22 protein-coding genes are annotated in these 18,913 nt (G+C 73.1%); 6 read left to right on the top strand and 16 right to left on the bottom strand.

What is annotated here, in order from left to right; all coding sequences use genetic code 11:
- Positions 1–2: 2 nt before the first annotated feature.
- A complete protein-coding gene (locus tag C8046_RS12435) occupies positions 3–635 on the top strand; it encodes a DNA-3-methyladenine glycosylase I (RefSeq protein WP_109229725.1) in 633 nt (210 codons plus the stop codon).
- Positions 636–660: 25 nt separating this feature from the next.
- Positions 661–1,185 carry a phosphoribosyltransferase gene (locus C8046_RS12430; RefSeq protein ID WP_109229724.1) on the top strand — a complete coding sequence of 175 codons (525 nt, stop codon included), beginning with the start codon at positions 661–663 and terminating at the stop codon, positions 1,183–1,185.
- 12 nt (positions 1,186–1,197) lie between these two features.
- On the opposite strand, the gene C8046_RS12425 is transcribed toward C8046_RS12430, so the two are convergent.
- The 4 genes from C8046_RS12425 to C8046_RS12410 all read right to left on the bottom strand — a co-directional run bounded on the left by C8046_RS12425 (position 1,198) and on the right by C8046_RS12410 (position 5,715).
- On the bottom strand, positions 1,198–1,698 hold the full coding sequence (locus tag C8046_RS12425; RefSeq protein ID WP_235866311.1) for a low molecular weight protein-tyrosine-phosphatase: 501 nt from the start codon (positions 1,696–1,698) through the stop codon (positions 1,198–1,200).
- Positions 1,695–3,005 (bottom strand): amidohydrolase, encoded by a 1,311-nt coding sequence (locus C8046_RS12420; RefSeq protein WP_109229723.1) that lies wholly within the window; start codon positions 3,003–3,005, stop codon positions 1,695–1,697. The genes C8046_RS12425 and C8046_RS12420 overlap by 4 nt, the downstream gene beginning before the upstream one ends.
- 48 nt (positions 3,006–3,053) lie before the next feature.
- The gene (locus C8046_RS12415; RefSeq protein WP_109229722.1) at positions 3,054–4,472 is read right to left on the bottom strand and encodes a polysaccharide deacetylase family protein; all 1,419 of its coding nucleotides are present in this window, start codon (positions 4,470–4,472) and stop codon (positions 3,054–3,056) included.
- Positions 4,473–4,809: 337 nt separating this feature from the next.
- On the bottom strand, positions 4,810–5,715 hold the full coding sequence (locus tag C8046_RS12410; RefSeq protein ID WP_146197156.1) for a hypothetical protein: 906 nt from the start codon (positions 5,713–5,715) through the stop codon (positions 4,810–4,812).
- 133 nt (positions 5,716–5,848) lie between these two features.
- Here C8046_RS12410 and C8046_RS12405 point away from each other — a divergent pair, with 133 nt between their 5' ends.
- Positions 5,849–6,769, top strand: coding sequence for an LLM class F420-dependent oxidoreductase (locus tag C8046_RS12405; RefSeq protein WP_109229720.1), 921 nt, complete (start codon positions 5,849–5,851; stop codon positions 6,767–6,769).
- A gap of 204 nt (positions 6,770–6,973) precedes the next feature.
- On the top strand, positions 6,974–7,981 hold the full coding sequence (locus C8046_RS12400; RefSeq protein ID WP_328587596.1) for an LLM class F420-dependent oxidoreductase: 1,008 nt from the start codon (positions 6,974–6,976) through the stop codon (positions 7,979–7,981).
- 119 nt (positions 7,982–8,100) lie between these two features.
- Here C8046_RS12400 and C8046_RS12395 read toward each other — a convergent pair whose 3' ends face one another.
- The 7 genes from C8046_RS12395 to C8046_RS12365 all read right to left on the bottom strand — a co-directional run bounded on the left by C8046_RS12395 (position 8,101) and on the right by C8046_RS12365 (position 11,081).
- A complete protein-coding gene (locus C8046_RS12395) occupies positions 8,101–8,313 on the bottom strand; it encodes a CsbD family protein (protein ID WP_109229719.1) in 213 nt (70 codons plus the stop codon).
- A 73-nt stretch (positions 8,314–8,386) separates the two neighbouring features.
- A complete protein-coding gene (locus tag C8046_RS12390) occupies positions 8,387–8,680 on the bottom strand; it encodes a hypothetical protein (protein WP_109229718.1) in 294 nt (97 codons plus the stop codon).
- A 248-nt stretch (positions 8,681–8,928) separates the two neighbouring features.
- Positions 8,929–9,564: a DUF6286 domain-containing protein gene (locus tag C8046_RS18105; RefSeq protein WP_146197155.1), complete on the bottom strand. Its 636-nt coding sequence runs from the start codon at positions 9,562–9,564 to the stop codon at positions 8,929–8,931.
- Positions 9,561–9,929, bottom strand: a complete 369-nt coding sequence (locus C8046_RS12380; RefSeq protein ID WP_109229716.1) for an Asp23/Gls24 family envelope stress response protein — start codon at positions 9,927–9,929, stop codon at positions 9,561–9,563. The genes C8046_RS18105 and C8046_RS12380 overlap by 4 nt, the downstream gene beginning before the upstream one ends.
- Positions 9,922–10,101 (bottom strand): DUF2273 domain-containing protein, encoded by a 180-nt coding sequence (locus tag C8046_RS12375; RefSeq protein ID WP_109229715.1) that lies wholly within the window; start codon positions 10,099–10,101, stop codon positions 9,922–9,924. Before C8046_RS12375 ends, C8046_RS12380 begins: the two co-directional genes overlap by 8 nt.
- 15 nt (positions 10,102–10,116) lie before the next feature.
- Positions 10,117–10,509: an Asp23/Gls24 family envelope stress response protein gene (locus C8046_RS12370; RefSeq protein WP_199224467.1), complete on the bottom strand. Its 393-nt coding sequence runs from the start codon at positions 10,507–10,509 to the stop codon at positions 10,117–10,119.
- A gap of 2 nt (positions 10,510–10,511) precedes the next feature.
- Positions 10,512–11,081, bottom strand: coding sequence for an Asp23/Gls24 family envelope stress response protein (locus C8046_RS12365; RefSeq protein ID WP_109229714.1), 570 nt, complete (start codon positions 11,079–11,081; stop codon positions 10,512–10,514).
- A gap of 121 nt (positions 11,082–11,202) precedes the next feature.
- Between C8046_RS12365 and C8046_RS12360 the strand changes: the two genes are divergently transcribed.
- Together C8046_RS12360 and C8046_RS12355 are read left to right on the top strand one after the other, a co-directional pair.
- Positions 11,203–11,748: an RNA polymerase sigma factor gene (locus tag C8046_RS12360; protein ID WP_109229713.1), complete on the top strand. Its 546-nt coding sequence runs from the start codon at positions 11,203–11,205 to the stop codon at positions 11,746–11,748.
- Positions 11,745–12,212 (top strand): hypothetical protein, encoded by a 468-nt coding sequence (locus tag C8046_RS12355; protein WP_146197154.1) that lies wholly within the window; start codon positions 11,745–11,747, stop codon positions 12,210–12,212. Before C8046_RS12360 ends, C8046_RS12355 begins: the two co-directional genes overlap by 4 nt.
- A 209-nt stretch (positions 12,213–12,421) precedes the next feature.
- Here C8046_RS12355 and C8046_RS20235 read toward each other — a convergent pair whose 3' ends face one another.
- The 5 genes from C8046_RS20235 to C8046_RS12335 all read right to left on the bottom strand — a co-directional run bounded on the left by C8046_RS20235 (position 12,422) and on the right by C8046_RS12335 (position 18,856).
- Positions 12,422–13,483: a glycoside hydrolase family 38 C-terminal domain-containing protein gene (locus tag C8046_RS20235; RefSeq protein WP_419183557.1), complete on the bottom strand. Its 1,062-nt coding sequence runs from the start codon at positions 13,481–13,483 to the stop codon at positions 12,422–12,424.
- Complete coding sequence (locus C8046_RS12350) at positions 13,432–15,477, bottom strand: alpha-mannosidase (RefSeq protein WP_419183556.1); 2,046 nt, start codon at positions 15,475–15,477, stop codon at positions 13,432–13,434. Before C8046_RS12350 ends, C8046_RS20235 begins: the two co-directional genes overlap by 52 nt.
- Positions 15,478–15,599: 122 nt before the next feature.
- Positions 15,600–16,526 carry a carbohydrate ABC transporter permease gene (locus C8046_RS12345; RefSeq protein ID WP_109229711.1) on the bottom strand — a complete coding sequence of 309 codons (927 nt, stop codon included), beginning with the start codon at positions 16,524–16,526 and terminating at the stop codon, positions 15,600–15,602.
- The gene (locus C8046_RS12340) at positions 16,526–17,482 is read right to left on the bottom strand and encodes a carbohydrate ABC transporter permease (RefSeq protein WP_109229710.1); all 957 of its coding nucleotides are present in this window, start codon (positions 17,480–17,482) and stop codon (positions 16,526–16,528) included. The genes C8046_RS12345 and C8046_RS12340 overlap by 1 nt, the downstream gene beginning before the upstream one ends.
- A 3-nt stretch (positions 17,483–17,485) precedes the next feature.
- Entirely contained in the window at positions 17,486–18,856 is a 1,371-nt protein-coding gene (locus tag C8046_RS12335; protein WP_109229709.1) for an extracellular solute-binding protein, read from the bottom strand.
- Positions 18,857–18,913 lie beyond the last annotated feature (57 nt).

Raw genomic sequence — 18,913 nt, 5'->3', positions numbered from 1 at the left:
CCATGACCACCGAGACGACCAGCAGCGGCTCCGGCACGGGCGACCCCGACGGCACCGATCCAGCCCCGACGGCCGGCGGCCGGTGCTTCGGCGACGGCGACCCGCTCTACGAGGCCTACCACGACACCGAGTGGGGGGTCGCGGTCACCGACAGCCCCGACGAGCGCGAGCTCTTCGAGCGGCTCGCGCTCGAGGCGTTCCAGTCCGGGCTGTCCTGGATCACGATCCTGCGCAAGCGCGAGGCGTTCCGGGCGGCGTTCGCGGACTTCGACCCCGTGGTCGTCGCGGCCTACGACGAGGCGGACGTCGAGCGGCTGATGGGCGACGCCGGCATCGTTCGCAACCGCGCGAAGATCGACGCCACGATCGCCGACGCGCGCGCCCTCCTCGCGATGCACGAGCGGGGCGAGCGGCTGCGCGACGTGCTGGAGCGCTACCGCCCCGCGCAGGTGCGCGTGCCGTCCTCGTTCGCCGACGTGCCGGGGACGACCCCGGACTCGGCCGCCCTGGCCAAGGACCTCAAGAAGCTCGGGTTCCGCTTCATCGGTCCGACCACCGCCTACGCGGCGATGCAGGCGGTCGGGATCGTCGACGACCACCTCGCCACGTGCCCGACCCGGCTCGCGAGGGGGTGAGGCCCGCCCGGTAGCCTCGAGACCCATGAGCGACGTCGAGCGGTTCCCCGTGTCCGAGGACCACCCCGACCGCGAGGTCCTGACCTGGGGAGAGTTCGGTCACGCGATGCGCGACCTCGCGCGCACCATCGTCTCCTCCGCGTGGCAGCCGGAGGTCGTCGTCGCGATCGCCCGCGGCGGCCTCGTGCCGGCCGGCGCGATCGCCTACGCCCTCGAGACGAAGGCGATGGGCACCCTGAACGTCGAGTTCTACCGCGGCGTCGGCGAGACCCTGCCCGACCCGATCGTGCTGCCGCCGGCGCTCGACACCTCCGAGCTGTCCGGTCTGCGCGTGCTCGTGGTCGACGACGTCGCGGACTCCGGCCGCACGCTCCTGCTCGTGCTGGACCTCATGCGCTCGCACGGGGCCGACGTCCGCAGCGCCGTCATCTACGCCAAGCCGACCTCGATCGTGCAGCCGACCTACGTCTGGCGCGACACGGACCGCTGGATCATGTTCCCGTGGTCCTCGCTCCCACCCGTCACGGGCGCGACCAGCACCGACGGCTGACGCCGCACGTCGTCAGGCCTCGCGCTGCCGTTCGCGCGTGACGTGGGCGAGGATCCCGGGCACGCACGCCTCGATCGTCGCGAGCGTCTCGACGAAGTCCTCCTCGCCGCCGTACCAGGGGTCGGGAGTGTCCTCCGCGCGCACCTCGTGCAACGCTCCGCCGACCTCGGGACTCTCGAACGCCCGGAACAGCACGACCTTCTCGGCCGGGAAGCCCAGGCGTCGCAGGGCCCGGGCGTGCTCCGCCGTCATGGCCAGCGCCAGGTCGGTGCCGGCGACGTCCTCGGCCTCCACCTGCACCGCCCCGCGGTCGGGCACGGTGAAGCCGGCCGCGGCCAGCACCCGACGGGCGCGGGTGTCGATCGGGTTGCCGACCTCGTAGGCGGTCACGGCGGTCGAACGCACCTCGACGTCGTCCAGACCGGCGTGCGCGAACGCCTGCCGGAGGACCACCTCGGCCATGGGCGAGCGGCAGATGTTCCCCGTGCAGACCGTCATCACCGTGTAGGTCACGAGCGGTCCTCACCGCGCTGCGGCGACCACGACGTCCGCTCGAACCGCTCCCAGCGCTCGACGACCTCCGGGGCCGCGGGATCGCCGTCGCCCACCGCACCCGGCCGCAGCACCTCGCGACCGCCGATGAACACCTGACGCACGCGCGAGGCCAGCTCGAGGGGATCGCCCGACCAGAGCACGACGTCGCCGTCACGCCCCGCCTCGAGCGCACCGACCCGGTCGTCCAGCCCGAGGATCGCGGCCGGGTTGGTGGTGAGCGCCTCGAGCGCCGTCGCCGCCGGCAGCCCGTCGCGGACCGCGAGCTGCGCCTGCAGCACGAGCTGTTCGATCGGCACGACGGGGTGGTCGGTCGTGATCGCCACCCGCACTCCCGCGGCGGCGACCAGGGCCAGGTTGCGGATGGCCCGGTCCCGCAGCTCGACCTTCGAGCGCGAGGTGAGCATCGGGCCGAAGATCACGGGGATCTCCTTCTCGGCGAGCACGTCGGCGATCTTGTGCGCCTCCGTGCCGTGGTTGACCACGAGGCGGTAGCCGAACTCCTCCGACAGCCGGATCGCCGTGGCGATGTCGTCGTGGCGGTGGCAGTGCTGGTCCCACGCGAGCTCGCCGTCGAGCACGGCCGCGAGCGTCTCGTGCGTGAGGTTGCGGTCGAACGGCTTGCCCTCCTCCGCCGCCGCTGCCCGCTTCGTGCGGTAGTTGTCGGCCGCGACGAACGCCTCGCGCAGCACGGCGGCGACGCCGAGCCGGGTCGCCGGCGTCTGCTTGCGGTCGCCGTAGACGCGCTTCGGGTTCTCGCCGAGCGCGGACTTCACGGAGACGGCGTCGGAGACGATCTGCTCGTCGACCGTGCGGCCGCCCCACGTCTTGAGCGCGACGGTGCGCCCGCCGATCGGGTTGCCGGAACCGGGCTTGACGACCGCCGTCGTGACGCCGCCGCGCAGCGCGTCGCGGAACCCGAGCTCCTCGATGTCGATGCCGTCCAGGGCGCGGAACCGCGCGCCGTTGGCGTCGGTCATCTCGTTGGTGTCGTTGCCGGACCAGCCCTCGCCGTCCTCGTGCACGCCGAGGTGCCCGTGGGCCTCGACGAACCCGGGCAGCACCCACGACCCGGTCGCGTCCACGCGACGCGCCCCCTCGGGGACGACGACGTCGGAACCCCCGACCGCGGTGATCACCCCGTCGGTCACGACCACCGTCCCGCCCGGGATCGGCGGCGCCGAGACGGGGACGACGTGGCCCCCGACGAACGCGACGGTGCCGGAGGAGCGGGGGCTGACGGAGCTGGCGGGAGAGGGCGTGGTCATCTCTCCACCCTGCCACGCGCGCCGGGCGGCGGCGCCGACCAGGATCTCTCAGCGCCGGGCGTAGTACGTCTGCCCGGGCTGCATCGGACCGAGCAGCTGGTCGACGGTCACGAAGGTGTAACCCTGGGCGGCGAGCTGGTCGAGGATCGCGGGGACCGCGTCCACGGTGGAGGCGTGGATGTCGTGCAGGAGCACGATCGACCCCGGCCTCACGTGCGCCATCACCTCCTCGGTCGTCCTGACCGCGTCCTTGGATCGCCAGTCCAGCGAGTCCACGTCCCAGAGGATCGCGGGCAGGCCGTCCGCCACGAGATCGGCGCGCACGGCGTCGTCGATCGCCCCGTACGGCGGCCGCATCGTCGTCGGTACCCGACCGGTGGCCTCGAGGATCGCCTGCGACGTCCGGGCGATCTCGCTCGCGCGCGTCGCGGGATCGACCGTGGTGAGGTCGGGGTGGTTCCACGTGTGGTTGCCCAGCGCGTGACCGGCGTCGACGATCGCCTTCGCCGTGGCGGCGTTCTTCCCGACCCGCGAGCCCACGAGGTAGAAGGTCGCCCGGGCCTGGTGATCAGCCAGGATCTGGAGCAGTCGGGGCGTCTCGGAGCCCGGTCCGTCGTCGAAGGTGATCGCGACGCACGCCAGCACGGCGCAGTCCACGGGCGGCGGTCCACCGGGCGGCGGGGGGTCGGGCGGGAGGGGTAGCGGCGGCAGCGGGACCGTGGCGGGCGTCACCGGCAGGGGGTCGGACGTCACGGACCCGACGAACGCGCCACCCTGCCGCGCCGCACCGCGCACGAGCCGGCCCGCCTCGGTGAGCGCGACGTCGGCTGGCCGCGTCACGGCCCAGGCACGATCGCCCCGGGGCGCGACGACGACCAGGTCGCCCTCGGGCGTGAACCGCAGGTCCCGCAGGAGGTCGTCGGGCACCTCGACGGTGTCGGGGGCGCCGCCGTCGCCGTCGAGATCGCCGTCGTCAGCCATCGCCGCGCGCACCGCCTCCTCGAGGTCGGCCGCGCTGGTCTCCGCCAGCAGGTCGCGCGCAGCCCACGTCGCTCCCGAGGTGACGTCGCCGTACAGGACGTCACCGCCGCCGTCGCCGTCGGCCGTCTGCGGCCGCACCTCGATGCCGAGGATCTGACGGTGGGCGGCCACGACGTCGAGCCGCCCCTCGTCCACCGACCCCAGCCCGGCGAGCAACCGGGCCGCGCGGTCCGCGAGCTCAGGGAAGAACGCGAGCGCCGACGTCGCCACGCTGGTCCCCGCCGCCTCGGTTCCCGCCGCGGGGGCCTGGACACCGGAGGAGACCTCGACCAGCCCGACGGACGCGGCGTCGACGAGCGGAGGGGGCTCGACGGCCTCGAGGAGCACGACCGCGGGGCGGTCCCCCGGGTCCGTGCACGCCGTCAGGGCGAGCAGCGCCGTGGCCGCGCCGAGCGCCAGGGCGCGTCCGGTTCTCCGCGAGATCATGCGGGTCGTGCTCCTGCTTCCGGTCGCCGGGTGCTCTGCCTCGGCGATCCTGTCACGCGCTCGCGAAAAATCCGTGGCAGACGGGCGGGGGCGGGCGTAGCGTCGTGGCACACGCGAAAGGAGGTGGTCCGAGACATGACGTTTTCACGGACTCGTGAGGTGATCGCCCGCTAGTCGGGCGTGGGACGGTTCGCCGTTCGCGCACGGCGCGAAACCACGGCGATCACCGGAGCCCGCGGGAGCCGCACACTCGTCCAGTGCGGCAGCCACCAGGCAGCCCGCGGGTTCTTCCGCGCCCCGCTCCGTCGGCTCCTCCGCCTCCGCCGGCTCGCACCCGTCAGCGTCGCCCGAACCAGCCCTTCCTCCTCGGTGCCTCCTGCTCCGGTGCGGGCGTCGCCGCCTTCGCTCGCGCCGGCGGCACGGCGTCCAGGACCCGCCCCATCCCGATCTCGCTCTCCCCGGCGGTGAGCATGTGCGGCACGCCGGCGACGGTCAGCGTGGACCCCGGGGTCGGGAACGTGCCCGACTCGAGCACCGTGGCGACGGAGGAGCGCAGCTCCCGGTAGGCGTCAGCGGGGCCCAGCGCCCCTGAACGGAGCTGGACCTCCTGGCCGCCGAGGTGCGCGAGCCCGATCGTGTGGGCGATCGACGTCGCCTGGTCCACCGCGGCGGCCATCGTGTTGAACCACGTCAGCGCCGGTCGCTGCGACGCCTCACCGGCGTAGATGACGTCCGTCGTGGCGAGGTCCATCTCGGGGAGCCAGACCGCCAGTCCCGCGTCGGAGGCCGCGTAGGTGGCTGTCACGTCCGAGAGGAGCGCGCTGGCGCGGAACACGTCCGTGACGTCGTCGGCGGAGAGCACGAGGTAGCCGCGGTGCGCCTGGACGGCGGCGCGCACCCGGTCGCGGAGCAGGGACTGGCTGACGGCGTACTCGAGCTCGCGCGCCGCGAGCGGCCCTGCCACCACCTGGAACGTCATCGGCACGCCGTTGACGTCCATGCTCAGCTGGCTCAGCGGCAGCCCACCCAGGGCTGAGGACGCGTCGGGCATGAGCTGGTCGAGGATCGGGCCGATCGACGCGGGCACCTCGGCGAGCAGGACGACGGCGCGAAGCGTGCGTCCCGCGTGCTGCGCGGGACGCTGCGGCGGCTGGACCGTCCCGGCGGGCTGGGAGGCCTGGACGGCATGGGTGGGGTGGTCGGTCGGGGCTGGGACACGATTCCTCCTCCAGCTTCCGGCCACCCCAGGGCGAGCGGCGCGTCGCCCCAGGCTAGGGCTTGCAACGCCCGTTGCGGTGTGGCGAGATCGGTCGGCCGGGTGAGACACCGAGGGTGCGGCCGAACCGCCACCCGCGCCCCGGTGTGAGACTGGAGGCATGGACCTTCGCATCTTCATCGAGCCCCAGCAGGGCGCCTCCTACGACGACCAGCTCCGTGTGGCCCAGGCCGCGGAGCGCCTCGGCTACGACGCGTTCTTCCGCTCCGACCACTTCCTGGCGATGGGTGGCGACGGACTGCCCGGGCCGACGGACTCCTGGGTCACGCTGGGCGGGATCGCCCGCGAGACCTCCACGATCCGCCTCGGCACCCTCGTCACCTCGGCGACCTTCCGCCTGCCCGGTCTGCTCGCGATCCAGGTCGCGCAGGTCGACGCGATGTCGGGCGGGCGCGTCGAGCTCGGCCTCGGTGCCGGCTGGTTCGAGCGCGAGCACGCCGCCTACGGGTTCCCGTTCCCCGCGAAGCGGTTCGGCCTGCTCACCGAGCAGCTCGAGATCGTCACGGGGCTCTGGACGACGCCCGCCGGCGAGACCTTCTCCTACGACGGCGAGCACTACACGCTCGTCGACTCCCCCGCCCTTCCCAAGCCCGTGCAGGCGCCGCTCCCGATCGTGATCGGCGGGAACGGCCCGTCCCGCACGCCCGCACTCGCCGCCCGGTTCGCCGCCGAGTACAACACCAGCTTCCCGGAGATCGCCGACATCCCGACGCGGTTCGACACCGTCCGCGCCGCCGCCGAGGACGCCGGACGCGACCCGGGCTCGCTGAAGTACTCAGCGGCGCTGGTGCTCGCCGTCGGGAAGGACGAGGCGGAGTTCACCCGCCGCGCCGCCGCGATCGGGCGCGAGCCCGCGGAGCTGCGCGAGCACGGCATCGCGGGCACCGTGCCCGAGGCGCTCGACCGGCTGGCCCAGCTGAAGGAGTGGGGCGCCGACCGCGTCTACCTCCAGGTGCTCGACCTGGCCGACCTCGACCACCTCGAGCTGGTCGCCGCGGAGATCGCACCGCACCTGGGCTGAGTCTCTCCAGGGGGTACTTCTGGTCCTGCCAAGGGGTACTTCTAGTCCTGCCAAGGGGTACTCCTGATCGCACCCGGGGGTGCTCGTGGCCGCACCCGGAGGTACCTCCGCACGCCCTGGCGTACGGTCGTCGGGGACGACGCGAAGGAGCGCCATGAAGTTCGGACTGCACACCGGGTACTGGTCGGCGGGACCCCCGCCGGGATGGCCGAGGCGGTCGCCTGGGCCGACGAGGCCGGGCTCGACTCGATCTGGACGGCGGAGGCGTACGGCTCGGACGCCCTCACGCCGCTCGCGTGGTGGGGGGCGACGACGACGCGGGTCCGGCTCGCGACCGGGATCGCCCAGATGTCCGCCCGCACCCCGACGGCGACGGCGATGGCCGCCCTCACGCTCGACCACCTGTCGGGCGGTCGGTTCGTCCTCGGGCTCGGCGCCTCGGGACCCCAGGTCGTCGAGGGCTGGTACGGCCAGCCCTACGCCAGACCGCTCGCCCGCACGCGCGAGTACGTCGCGATCGTGCGGGACGTCCTGCGCCGCGAGGGTCCCGTGGCGGCCGACGGACCGGCCTACCCGCTGCCGCTGCCGGCCGACGTCCCCGGCGCCACCGGCCAGGGAAAGTCGCTGCGCTCGACCGTCCACCCGCTGCGCGCCGACCTGCCGATCCACCTGGCCGCGCAGGGTCCGCGCAACACGGCGCTCGCGGCCGAGATCGCCGACGGCTGGCTCCCGGCCTTCCTCTCCCCCGCGCTCGACGGCGAGGCGCGCGCTCTCCTGGCGGAGGGGTTCGCCGCCCGTCCGGAGGGCCGGCGCCCCGAGGGTGAGCACGATCCGACGTTCGAGGTCTGCGCAACGGTGCCGCTCGCCGTCGCCGGCAGCATCGAGGACGCCGCCGACCTGCTCCGGCCCCACCTGGCGCTGTACGCCGGGGGAATGGGGTCCTCCTCGACCAACTTCCACCGTGAGGCGATGGCCCGCCTCGGGTACGAGGACGCGCTGGCGGAGGTCGCATCGCACTACGCGGCGGGCGACAGGGCGCGGGCCGCCGCGGCGATCCCGCTCGAGCTGGTGCGCGAGGTGTGCCTCGTGGGAACACCGTCGGACATCGCCGAGCAGGTCGCGCGGTGGGAGTCCACGTGCGTGACGACCCTGGTGCTGCAGACCGACCCTCGCGCGCTCCCGGCGCTGGCGCCGCTGCTCACGACGGCGTAGGTCGCGCACCCGAAAGGCCTCGCGAACGCGCCCGAACGGCCTCGCGAACGCCGACGACCGGCCGGCGCACGGGCGCCGACCGGTCGTCGGTGGAGCGGGGCGCCTGACGGCGCGCCGGCTCAGTCCTTCTTGCTGAACTTGTCCTTCAGGTTGTCCACGGCGCCGGCGACGGCGTCCTTGGCGTCCTCGAGGGCGTCCTTCGCCGCGGCGGCGGCCTGGTCGGCCTTGCCCTCGCGCTTGAGGTCGTCGTTGCCCGTCAGCGCGCCGGCGGCCTCCTTGGCGCGACCCGCGCCGTCCTGACCGGCGTTGCCCAGCTTGTCTCCGAGTCCCATCGTTCTCTCCTTCGTGGTGGTGGGGTGGTGCAGTACGTGGTGCAGACCTGGATGGCGCGCACCGTGGACCGGATCAGCGGCTCACGGTGATCCTGACGCGTGCGGGCAGGTTCGGCACCTCGAGAGCCGTCCCGAGGTCGGCGAGCGTGGCGCGGACGTCGTCCGCCGTGCGCGTCAGCGGACGGTCGGCGCGGGCTAGCACCGAGCCGTGGACCTCGATGCGACCGCCGCGGTGCACGAGCTCCAGGCGGGCGCGGCGCACGTCGGGGTGGTCGCCGAGCACGGTGTTCGCCGCGCGGATCGCGGCCGACGGGTCCAGCGACAGCTGGTCGTCCGCCGTCGAGCCGGCCAGGCCGATGCGCGCCACGCGCTCCCCGGGGCCTGCCCCGGAGCCAGCTCAGCGCGAGGACCACGAGCACGACGGCGAGCAGCACCGCTGCGGCGGTGACCCACCACGGCTGGTCGGCGAGGCCCGTGACGACGGCCGAGGCGTCGTCGAGCGTCCACGGGCTGCCCGACCAGAGCGAGGGCAGCGCCGCGGCGCCACCGACGGCGACCAGCAGCAGCCCGAGGAGCAGCAGCCCGGCGCGGTTCCCGCCGGAACGGGAGTGGTGGCTACGCATGGTGGACCTCCTGGGTGGTCGTCGGGGCGGTGGTCGACGGCGCGGGACGGCTCGAGGGAGCCGCGGCGGGCGTCCGGGACACCACCCGCACCTGGCGCGCCAGGCCCAGGCCGCCCAGGGCCGCGGTCACGGCGCCCTCGACGTCACCGGGCGTGCGGTCGGCCCCGGTGGTGGACAGCGTCACCGTGAGGCGACGCGGGTCGGCGACGGTGCTGGCCGACAGGACGCCACCGACGGCGTTGGCCGTGGCCGAGGACAGCCGCGCGAGGTCGCCGTCGGCCACGACGAGTCCGTCGCGGTCGGGCAACGCGACCTCACGGACGCGCCCGGCCCCGAGCGCGGCGGCGATCAGCACGACGCCGAGGACGAGGACGGCGAGCCCGAGCGCCGCGGCCCACGTCGGGTGGAGCGCACCGGCCCAGGTCAGCGCCTGGGCGATCCAGCCGTCACCGGCGAGGGCGCCGCGCGAGGCGAGCACCTGCTGGCCGAGCAGCACGGCGATCCCGAGGAGGGCGAGCGAGCCGACGACGGCGAGCGTCGTGACGGTCGCGCTGCGTCCGGTCGGGCCGGCGAGCGAGACGTCGGGTCGCGGGGTGGAGGCGTGCAGGTCGGGGGTCTCGCTGGTCATCGCACTCTCCTCTCGGGGGTCGTCGCGAGCACGAGCTCGGCGACGGCGACCTCGACCACGTCGACGGTCAGGGGGGTGAGAGCCTCGAGGCTCTCGCGGATGTGACGGGCGGCGCGGGCCGCGGTGCTCGACGGCGGCGCTCCCCAGGGGGCGGCGATCCGCGCGTCGACGCGGGCGCGTTCGCCCGCCGTCGTCACGCTCACGACCGGCAGCCCGCTGCCGAGGACGCGACCGGAGGTGACCGGGGAGCTCGACCGGGCCGCCTGGCGCGCGATCTTCTCGATCACTCGGTCGGCGACCGTGGTCCGGCCGCGGTGCGAGGGGTCGGCGAGCTCGCGACCGGCGCCCGGGGCGTCGTCAGCCACGACGACGGTTCCCGGTCAGAGCCCCGAGGTCGAGACGACCCTCGAGCACGGCTCCGACGGCCAGGCCGATCGCCCCGAGGACGAGGGCGAGGAGGAATCCGCCGAACCCGCCCACGGTGGCGGAGAGAGCCAGCAGAAGTCCGGCGAACAGGCCGGTACGCATGAGATCCATCGTGTGTTCCTTCGTTCAGCCGCGAGGGGGTGTCGCGGGCGTGGCAGGGAGGGCGGGCGGGTCCGGCTCGGGCGGGGTGTCCCCGAGCGGCGCCGGCTCGCGCAGGTCGTCGACGTGGACGTCGACGGCGGGCAGTCCGAGGGTGCGGACCGCGGCCTGCACCTCACCGGCCAGCTCCGGGATCCGGGCCGACGGGGAGACGACGAGGTGGACCTCGGCGCGCTCGGCCGTCAGCCGGATCCCCGGCACGCGGCGGCCGGGGAGGTAGGTGGCGATCTCTCCGAGCAGACCCGGGGAGAGGTCGACCACCCCGGGGACGGCCAGGACCGCTGCGGCGACGCGATCGACGAGGTCCTCGCCGGTCGCACCACCCTCAGCCGGTCCCGGACCGCCCGTCGGGAGCGTCATGATCAGCGAACGCGCGGCTCGGTGCCGGCGCCGTCGTCGTCGCCGTTGCCGCCGCTGCGCTGCGAGCTGCGCGAGGAGCCGGAGTGGTCCTCGTCCTCGGGCAAGTGCACGTCGTTGACGTTCACGTTGACCTCGATGACGCGCAGGCCGGTCATCCGCTCGATCGAGGAGATGACGTTGCGACGCACGGACTGGGCGACGTCGGAGATCGCGACACCGAACTCGGCGACGATCTCGAGGTCGACGGCCGCCTCCTCCTGACCGACCTCGACGTTCACGCCCTGGCTGTAGTTGGTGGAGCCGCCGGGGATGCGCTCGCGGAGCGAGCCGAACGCGCGGGCGGCGCCGCCGCCGACGTCGTGCACGCCCATGACCTCACGGGCGGCGAGGCCGGCGATCTTGCTCACGACGCCGTCGGCGATCGTGGTCGTGCCCTCGTCGGTGCTGAGCGGCGAGGTCTGCTCGCGACGCTGGCCGACGCGGCCGCCGCCGGTCGAGGTGCGCGCGACGTCGGTGCTGCTGATGCTGCTCGCGGCGTCGGTGGCGTCGGTGCGAGGAGTGGTCTGGCTCATGGCGAATTCTCCTTCTCGTGGCCGGCCCCGGGATCTCCCGGGCCCGCCGTGTGTCTGACATGAGGTGAGTGCCCGCAGGTCCCGTTTCGTCACGGTCCATTCGATGTGATACACCTCACAGGTGACATCGCGGCCGAACGAGGCGGACCTGATCCGTCGGGCGCAGCTCGGCGACCGCGCGGCCTTCGAGGCGCTGGTCGAGGAGCACGGCCCCGGCCTGTACCGCTACGGCCTGCGCATGCTCGGCGACGAGGGCACCACGCAGGACTGCGTCCAGGACACGTTCCTGCACGCGTGGACGCAGCTCGACGGCTTCCGCGGTGACTCGAGCCTCAGCACCTGGCTGTTCGGCATCATGGCGAACCTCGTGCGACGCGAGTACCGTCGCCGGTCACGTCGCCCCACGGCCGAGCTGAGCGACGACGTGCCGGCCCGCCGGACCGACGAGCCGGAGCAGGAGGTGCAGCGCTCGGCGCTGCTGCGGGCGCTGGAGGAGGCGCTCGCGGAGCTGCCGCCCGACCAGCGTGCGTGCTGGATCCTGCGGGAGGTCGAGGGCCTGAGCTACGAGGAGATCGCGCTCGTGCAGGCGACCACGGTGGGTGGCGTCCGCGGGCGCCTGGCCCGCGCCCGGGAGAGTCTCGGACTACGGATGGAGAGGTGGCGATGACCGACCACGACCCGCTCGACGAGATCCTCGCCTCGGCGGCGCGCGAGCTGCGGCAATCGAGCGACGCCGGCTGGGTGCGCGCGAAGGACGGCATCGCGGCGCGCCTGCTCGCGGCGCTGCGCCCCTCCCAGCCCGTCCTGGCGACGCACGGCGAGGGCACGTTCACCGTCGCCTCGACGGTCCTGGTGGCCAAGGTCGACCTCGCCCTCGCAGCCGTCCCCCGGGCACGAGTCCTCCGGATCGGCGTCGAGACCGACGACGACCAGCGCCTCACCGGGCTCGCCCTCGCCCTCAGCGTCCAGTTCCCGCACCCCATCACCGAGCAGGCCGAGGCGGCGCGCGAGGCAGCCCTGACGGCCGTGCACGAGACGACCGGGATCCGGCTCGAGCCGGAGCGCATCTCGGTGGACGTCATGGTCGCCGACGTGCACCTGGCGCTCCCGGAGGCCGATCCGACCGACTGACGCGCGCCCGAAGGGCCTCGCCGTCACACCCGAAGGGCCTCGCCGTCACACCCGAAGGGCCTCGCCGTCACACCCGAAGGGCCTCGCCGTCGCGCCCGAAGGGCCTCGCGAACGTGCCGACGACCGGCCCGCGCGGGTGCGCGGGCCGGTCGTCGTCCTCACGCGGGGCGGCGGCAATCGCCTCGCGGAGGTCTCCGGGCCGCGAGGGGTCAGCCGCGGGCGACCCTCAGCGTGAGGATCTGGAACGGGCGCAGCTCGACGTCGACCACGCCGTCCGTCCCGACCGTGACGCCGGTGGTACCGGCGCCGTCCAGCTCGCGCTCGAGCAGGTCCGTCACCGTCACCGCGCCGTGGTCGAAGCCGAACGAGACCGTCGTCGCGGCCCGCGCCCCGAGGGACTCGTAGAGCCGCACGACGACGTCACCGCTCCGGTCCTCGGCGAGCTTCACCGCCTCGACCACCACCTGGGGCGAGCCGACGGCCACGAGCGGGGTGACCGCCGTCGTGCCGGCCACCCGGCGCTCGGGCAGGTTGATCGCGTAGCCCTGGCGCACGGCCTCGGCGACGTCGGCCCCGAACGTGACGGCGTTGCGGAACGTGTGCTCACCCTGGTCGGCCACCGGGTCGGGGAACAGGGGCGCCCGCAGCAGCGTCACGCGCACGACCGACCCCACCGCCCCGTCGCTCCCGTCGGCACCGGCGAACCGCTGCCGCGTGATGTCGTGCCCGTAGCTGGAGTCGTTCGCGACGGCGACGCCGAACCCCGGCTCCCCCACGTGCACCCACCGGTGGGCGACGGTCTCGAACCGTGCGACGTCCCAGGAGGTGTTGACGTGCGTGGCCCGCGTGACGTGCCCGAACTGCATCTCGCTGGTCGCGGCGGCGGAGTGCACGTCGAGCGGGAACGCGAGCTTGAGCAGCTTCTGCTTCTCGTGCCAGTCCACGTGCGTGACGACGTGCAGGGTCGGGTCGTCGCCGTCGGCCAGCCACAGCTCCTGCTCGACCCGGCTCCCCGAGAAGGTGCGGACCACGCGCAGGCCGGCCTCGCCGTCGGGCGCCACGGACTCCGCGTCCACCAGGTCGGTGACGTTGCGGCGGTAGTGCGCGTCGATGTCCCACGCCTCCCACGTGTTGGGGATGTCGCGGTGCAGCTGCAGCAGGTTGCCGACCTGGCCGGCGGGCAGCACCTCGCGCCCCGTGGCGCGGTGCACCACGGAGGTCACGAGACCGCGGCCGTCGACGGCGATCCGCACCCCCGCGTTCTCCAGCACCCAGCCGCCCGAGTCGGCCGTGCGGGTGGCCGGCGTCGCCGCGACGGCGGCCCCGCCCCCAGCCCGGCCACGCCGCCACGGGCGAAGGGTGAGGCGTTGAGCACGAGCTCGCCCCCGCCGTCGCCCGCCGCGCCGCCCTCGCCCGAGGTGAGCGACAGCAGCGACGCGGAGATCAGGGCCTCGACGTCGGCCGCGAGCGCCGCGTAGTTCCGCTCCGCCTCGCGGTGCACCCAGGCGATCGAGGAGCCGGGGAGGATGTCGTGGAACTGCTGGAGCAGGGTGGTGCGCCACGCCCGCTCGAGGTCCTCGTACGGGTAGGCGGCGCCGGTGCGGACGGCCGCCGTCGCCGCCCACAGCTCGGCCTCGCGCAGGAGGTGTTCGCTGCGGCGGTTGCCGCGCTTGGTGCGCGACTGCGAGGTGTAGGTGCCGCGGTGGTACTCCAGGTAGAGCTCGCCGACCCACGTCGGCGCGTTCTCGGCGTACTCGGCGCGTGCCGCGTCGAAGAACCCCTGCGGCGTCGAGAGCGCCACGGTCGGGGAGCCCTCGAGGTCGGCCGTGCGGTGCGCCGCGGCGACCATCTCGCGCGTGGGGCCGCCACCGCCGTCGCCGTAGCCGAACGGCACGAGCGAGGTGTTCGCGGCCCCCTTCTCGGCGAACTGGTCCGACGCCCGGGCCAGCTCGGGGCCGGTGAGGTCGGAGTTGTAGGTGTCCACCGGCGGGAAGTGCGTGAACACGCGCGTGCCGTCGATGCCCTCCCACCAGAACGTGTGGTGCGGGATCCGGTTGGTGTCGTTCCAGGAGAGCTTCTGCGTGAGGAAGTCCGGGGAGCCGGCGAGCGCCGCGACCTGCGGGAACGAGCCCGTGTAGCCGAAGGAGTCCGGCAGCCAGACGTTCGTCGGCTCGAAGCCGAGCTGCTCGATGAAGAACCGCTTGCCCTGCACGAACTGCCGCACGAGCGCCTCGGAGCCGACCATGTTCGTGTCCGACTCCACCCACATGCCACCCACGGGCAGCACGCGGCCCTCCGCGACGCGCGCCCTCAGCCGCTCGAACAGCTCCGGGTAGTACTGCTCGATCCACGCGAACTGCTGCGCCGAGGAGAACGCGAACGTCACGTCCGGGTCCTCATCCATCAGCGCCAGCACGTTCGCCACGGTGCGGCTGACCTTGCGCACAGTCTCGCGCACCGGCCACAGCCAGGCCGAGTCGATGTGCGCGTGCCCGACGGCGTGGACCTTGTGGGCGCTGGCCACCGCCGGCGCGGCGAGCGCGGCGGCGAGCGCCTCGCGCCCGGCGGTCGCGGTGCCCGGGACGTCGTCGGGGTCCACGACGTCGCACATCACCTCCAGGGCGCGCACCACCTCGGCGCGGCGCGGGGAGGTGGTGGGCAGCGTGTGGACCAGGCCGCGCAGCGCTGTCGCGTCGGCCACCAGGCCGGCCACCTCGGTGTCCACGAGCACGACGTCGACGTGGCGCAGCCGGTAGATGGGATCGGCGCCGGACGTGGCCTTGTCCCCCAGCACGGTCGGCTTCGTCCACTGGTTGCCCGGGACGTCCGGGTTCGCGGCGCCCTCGAGGTAGAGGTCGATCGGGGCGGAGGTGTCGGCGATAGGCACCCAGGAGTTGCGCGGCGAGATGCCCTTGACCAGCACGCCGTCGGGCGTCCAGGCGGCGCCCTCGGCCTGGAAGCCGGGCTGTTGGGCGATGAAGCCGAGGTCGACGTCGAGCTCGACCCGCGTGCCGGGCAGCGGCCAGTCGGTGGGCACGTCGCCCGTGACGTGGAACCACACGGTGCTCCACGGCGCGCCCCACGGCGTGCCGACGGGGTGCGGCGTGTACGTCGCCGCACGAGCCTGGTCGAACGGCACCGGCTCGTCCGGCACGGTCCAGCTGCTCACCTCCAGCGGGTGCCGCTCCCGGTGGAGGGCGGGGGCGATCCACTCCGCCAGGAACCGGTCGATCCGGGCGAGCGTGAGGTCGGTGTTGTCGTGCATGTGACGTCCTTCCGAACGGTCGAGGGCGTGACGAAGGTCGGGATCGGGGCGCCGAGAACGCCCTGGCTGCTCGTCCGCGCCGATACGGCAGCGAGGAGCGTTCTCGGCGGGGTGTGTGTGACTTAGCCCTTGACGGCTCCCGCCATCGCGAAGCTGCTGCCCGAGAGGCGCTGCACCAGGAGGTAGAGCGCCAGCACGGGCACGGAGTAGAGGATCGAGAACGCGGCGAGGCGGCCGTAGGAGATGGTTCCGTAGGTGCCGAAGAAGCCGAAGATCGCGACGGCGGCCGGCTGGCTGCTCTCGCTGAACAGCAGCACGAAGGGCACGAAGAAGTTTCCCCAGGCCTGGGTGAACACGAAGATGAACACGACGGCGATGCCCGGCCGCATGAGCGGCACGACGATCCGCCACAGCGCCGTCATCGCGCTCGCGCCGTCGACCCAGGCGGCCTCCTCCAGCGAGATCGGGATGGAGTCCATGAAGTTCTTGGTCATCCAGATCGCCATCGGCAGCGACGTCGCCGCGAGGAAGAGGACCGTGCCCCACAGGTTGTCCAGGAGCCCGAAGGCCACGAACAGCGCGTAGACCGGCACCATCATCGCGGTGATCGGCAGGCACGTGCCGAAGAGGATCCCGTAGAGGAACGGCTTGCGCCAGCGCATCGCGTACCGCGAGAGCGGGTAGGCCGCCAGCACGGAGCAGAGCACGGTGATGACCGCCGTCCCCATCGAGATGATGAAGCTGTTGCCGAGCGGACGGAACGTCGTGTCGACGTTCATGATCTGGGTGAAGTTGTCGAGCGTGACGCTGGTGGGCAGCTTCACGCTGACGGTGGCGGCCGAGTCGAACGCGGCCAGCAGGATCCACCCGAGCGGGATGATGAACGCCACCGCGATGGCGAGCAGCACCACCGTGGCGGCGATCTTGCTGTTGCGACGACGGGGCGAGGCCAGCGCCGCACCGGCGCCGCCGCGGGAGGCGCGAGGGGCGCCGCGCTCGGGACTCGCGCCGAGACCGAGCGTCTCGGCGTCGGGAGTGGCCTGAGTCATCAGTCGACCTCCGGCTTCAGCGCCTTGATGTAGACGATCGCGAACAGGCCGCCGAGGATCAGCGTCACCGTGGCGATCGCGGTGCCGTAGCCGACCTGGGAGAACTTGAAGGCCTCCTGGTAGGCGAGCACGGGCAGGGTGGAGCTCTCCACGCCGGGGCCGCCCGCCGTCATCACCCAGATGAGGGTGAAGACGCCGAGGGTCTGCAGCGTGGTGAGCATGAGGTTGGTGGAGATGGACCGGCGGATCATCGGGATCGTGATGCGGGTGAACCGCTGCCAGCCGGACGCGCCGTCGATCTCCGCGGCCTCGGTGATCTCCGGCGGCACCTCGGCGAGCGCCGCCGAGTAGACCATCATCGAGAACGCCGTGCCGCGCCAGACGTTGGCGATGATGACCGACACCATCGGCGCCACCACCAGCCACGCGCGCCCCTCCATCCCGAACCAGCCCAGGATGATGTTGAGCGTGCCGTCGGACGCGAAGAACGCGTACAGCGCGAACGCCGCCACGATCTCGGGCAGGACCCACGCCACCACGACGATCGTGGAGACGAAGGCCCGGACCGGCCCGTGCGCCGTCTTCAGCAGCAGCGCCAGCGCCATCCCGAGCACGTTCTGCCCGATCAGCGCCGAGGCGATGACGAAGACGAGCGTGAGGACCAGCGACTTCCAGAACTGCGGGTTGTCGAACAGCTGGGCGTAGTTGTCCAGCCCGATGAACTCCGGGTTCGCGGCGCGCGGCCCCGTGAGGGAGGCGTTGGTCAGCGACCCGTACAGCGAGTAGACGATCGGGCCCAGCAGGAACAGGGCCAGCAGGACGACGGCGGGCAGCAGCGGCGAGGTGCGCAGCACCTGCTGCAGGGCCCGGCGGGAGGCCGGGACGCGCGTGCGTCCCGGCTCCCCGCCGTCACCGGTGCCGCGGCCGTCCCGCCCGTCGAGGGCGAGGGTGGCCATGGATCAGCTCGCGTCCGCGACGTTCTCCTCGCCGACGACGCGGGTGACCGCCTCGTCGTACGTGGCTGCGGCCTGCTCGGGCGTGGCCTGACCGGTGATGACCGACTCGGCCGCGACCTGGATGTTGTTGGAGATCTGCGCGTAGTCGGGCGTGGCCGGACGGAAGTGCGTGGTCGGCACGAGCGAGGAGAAGAACTCGAACGACGGGTTGAAGCTCACGTACTCGGGGTTGGCGGCGACGTCGTCGCGCGCCGCGATCTGGCTGTTCTCCGTGGCGAACTTGAAGCTGTTCTCCTCGTTGAGCGTCAGGGCGATGAAGTCGAACGCGGCCTGCGGGTCGTCGGCGTTCGCGCCGATGCTCAGCAGCCAGCCGCCGGACATCGAGGTCGAGCCGGGCTCCTGACCGTTCTGCGTCGGCATGGCGGCCATGCCCATGACCTCCTGCCACTCCGGCCAGGCGTTGTCGCCGGCCATCCAGCCGCCCGGGACCCACGAGCCGTCGACGGCGATCGCGAGCTTGCCCTGCGGCAGCAGCTCACCGGAGACGCGGTTGGGGAGGTTCGTGTCGAGCGCGTCCTCGAGGCTGGGGGCCAGCTCCTCGTCCTGGAGGGTCTTGAGGAACGTGAGGGAGTCGGTGAAACCCTGCGAGCCGACGATCCACTTGCCCTCGTCGGCGTCGTAGAGCGTGTCCTCGGTGCCGTAGAGCAGCATCTCGAAGCCCTGCATCGAGGCGGCCTCGCCCTGCGCCTTGGAGGAGTAGATGTTGATCGGGATGACGTCGGGCACGGCCTCCTTGACCGCGCGCGCGGCCTCGAGCAGGTCGTCCCAGGTCTCCGGCTGCCAGTCGACGGGGAGGCCGGCCTGCTCGAAGATGTCCTTGTTGAAGTAGACGCCGCGGGTGTCGGTGCCCATCGAGACGCCGTAGATGCTGCCGTCGTCGCCCTTGCCGGCCTCGCGGATGCCCTCCGGGAACTGTCCCCAATCCTCCCACTCGGCCAGGTAGTCGTCCATCGGCAGCAGGTAGCCCGCCGCGGCGTCGGGGCGCACCTGGAAGGTGTCCTCGTAGATGATGTCCGGCGCCGTGTCGGGCGAGCCGTTCATGAGCGCGAGCTTCGTGAAGTAGTCCGTCTCCTGCGCCGCGATCGGCTCGAGCTCGATCGTGTAGCCCGGGTTGGCCTCCTCGAACTCCGCCTTGGACTTGGTCAGGAGGTCGTGGAGCTGGAAGAACGCGTCAGTCTTCTGGTAGGCGACGGTGATCGTCATGTCGCCGCCGCTGCCGTCGCCGCTGTCGCCGCCGTCGCCGCCCCCCGAGCACGCCGCGAGGACGAGGGCGAGGGCTGCCGTGGCCGTGACCAGCTGTGCTGTCTTACGCATGGTGCTCCTTTGCCGCATACGAAACGCTCCTCGGCCCTGAGGAGCTCTCGCCGATTA

Origin of the sequence: Serinibacter arcticus (assembly GCF_003121705.1) — a bacterium.
Classification (GTDB): Bacteria; Actinomycetota; Actinomycetes; order Actinomycetales; family Beutenbergiaceae; genus Litorihabitans.
This window is presented reverse-complemented; position numbering and strand designations above follow the sequence as displayed.

Coding starts and splice junctions, on each gene's coding strand:
- C8046_RS12435 (WP_109229725.1), top strand. CDS start 3: ATGACCACCGAGACGACCAGCAGCGGCTCCGGCACGGGCGACCCCGAC.
- C8046_RS12430 (WP_109229724.1), top strand. CDS start 661: ATGAGCGACGTCGAGCGGTTCCCCGTGTCCGAGGACCACCCCGACCGC.
- C8046_RS12420 (WP_109229723.1), bottom strand. CDS start 3,005: ATGACCACGCCCTCTCCCGCCAGCTCCGTCAGCCCCCGCTCCTCCGGC.
- C8046_RS12415 (WP_109229722.1), bottom strand. CDS start 4,472: ATGATCTCGCGGAGAACCGGACGCGCCCTGGCGCTCGGCGCGGCCACG.
- C8046_RS12405 (WP_109229720.1), top strand. CDS start 5,849: ATGGACCTTCGCATCTTCATCGAGCCCCAGCAGGGCGCCTCCTACGAC.
- C8046_RS12400 (WP_328587596.1), top strand. CDS start 6,974: ATGGCCGAGGCGGTCGCCTGGGCCGACGAGGCCGGGCTCGACTCGATC.
- C8046_RS12395 (WP_109229719.1), bottom strand. CDS start 8,313: ATGGGACTCGGAGACAAGCTGGGCAACGCCGGTCAGGACGGCGCGGGT.
- C8046_RS18105 (WP_146197155.1), bottom strand. CDS start 9,564: ATGACCAGCGAGACCCCCGACCTGCACGCCTCCACCCCGCGACCCGAC.
- C8046_RS12375 (WP_109229715.1), bottom strand. CDS start 10,101: ATGGATCTCATGCGTACCGGCCTGTTCGCCGGACTTCTGCTGGCTCTC.
- C8046_RS12370 (WP_199224467.1), bottom strand. CDS start 10,509: ATGACGCTCCCGACGGGCGGTCCGGGACCGGCTGAGGGTGGTGCGACC.
- C8046_RS12365 (WP_109229714.1), bottom strand. CDS start 11,081: ATGAGCCAGACCACTCCTCGCACCGACGCCACCGACGCCGCGAGCAGC.
- C8046_RS12355 (WP_146197154.1), top strand. CDS start 11,745: ATGACCGACCACGACCCGCTCGACGAGATCCTCGCCTCGGCGGCGCGC.
- C8046_RS12350 (WP_419183556.1), bottom strand. CDS start 15,477: ATGCACGACAACACCGACCTCACGCTCGCCCGGATCGACCGGTTCCTG.
- C8046_RS12345 (WP_109229711.1), bottom strand. CDS start 16,526: ATGACTCAGGCCACTCCCGACGCCGAGACGCTCGGTCTCGGCGCGAGT.
- C8046_RS12340 (WP_109229710.1), bottom strand. CDS start 17,482: ATGGCCACCCTCGCCCTCGACGGGCGGGACGGCCGCGGCACCGGTGAC.
- C8046_RS12335 (WP_109229709.1), bottom strand. CDS start 18,856: ATGCGTAAGACAGCACAGCTGGTCACGGCCACGGCAGCCCTCGCCCTC.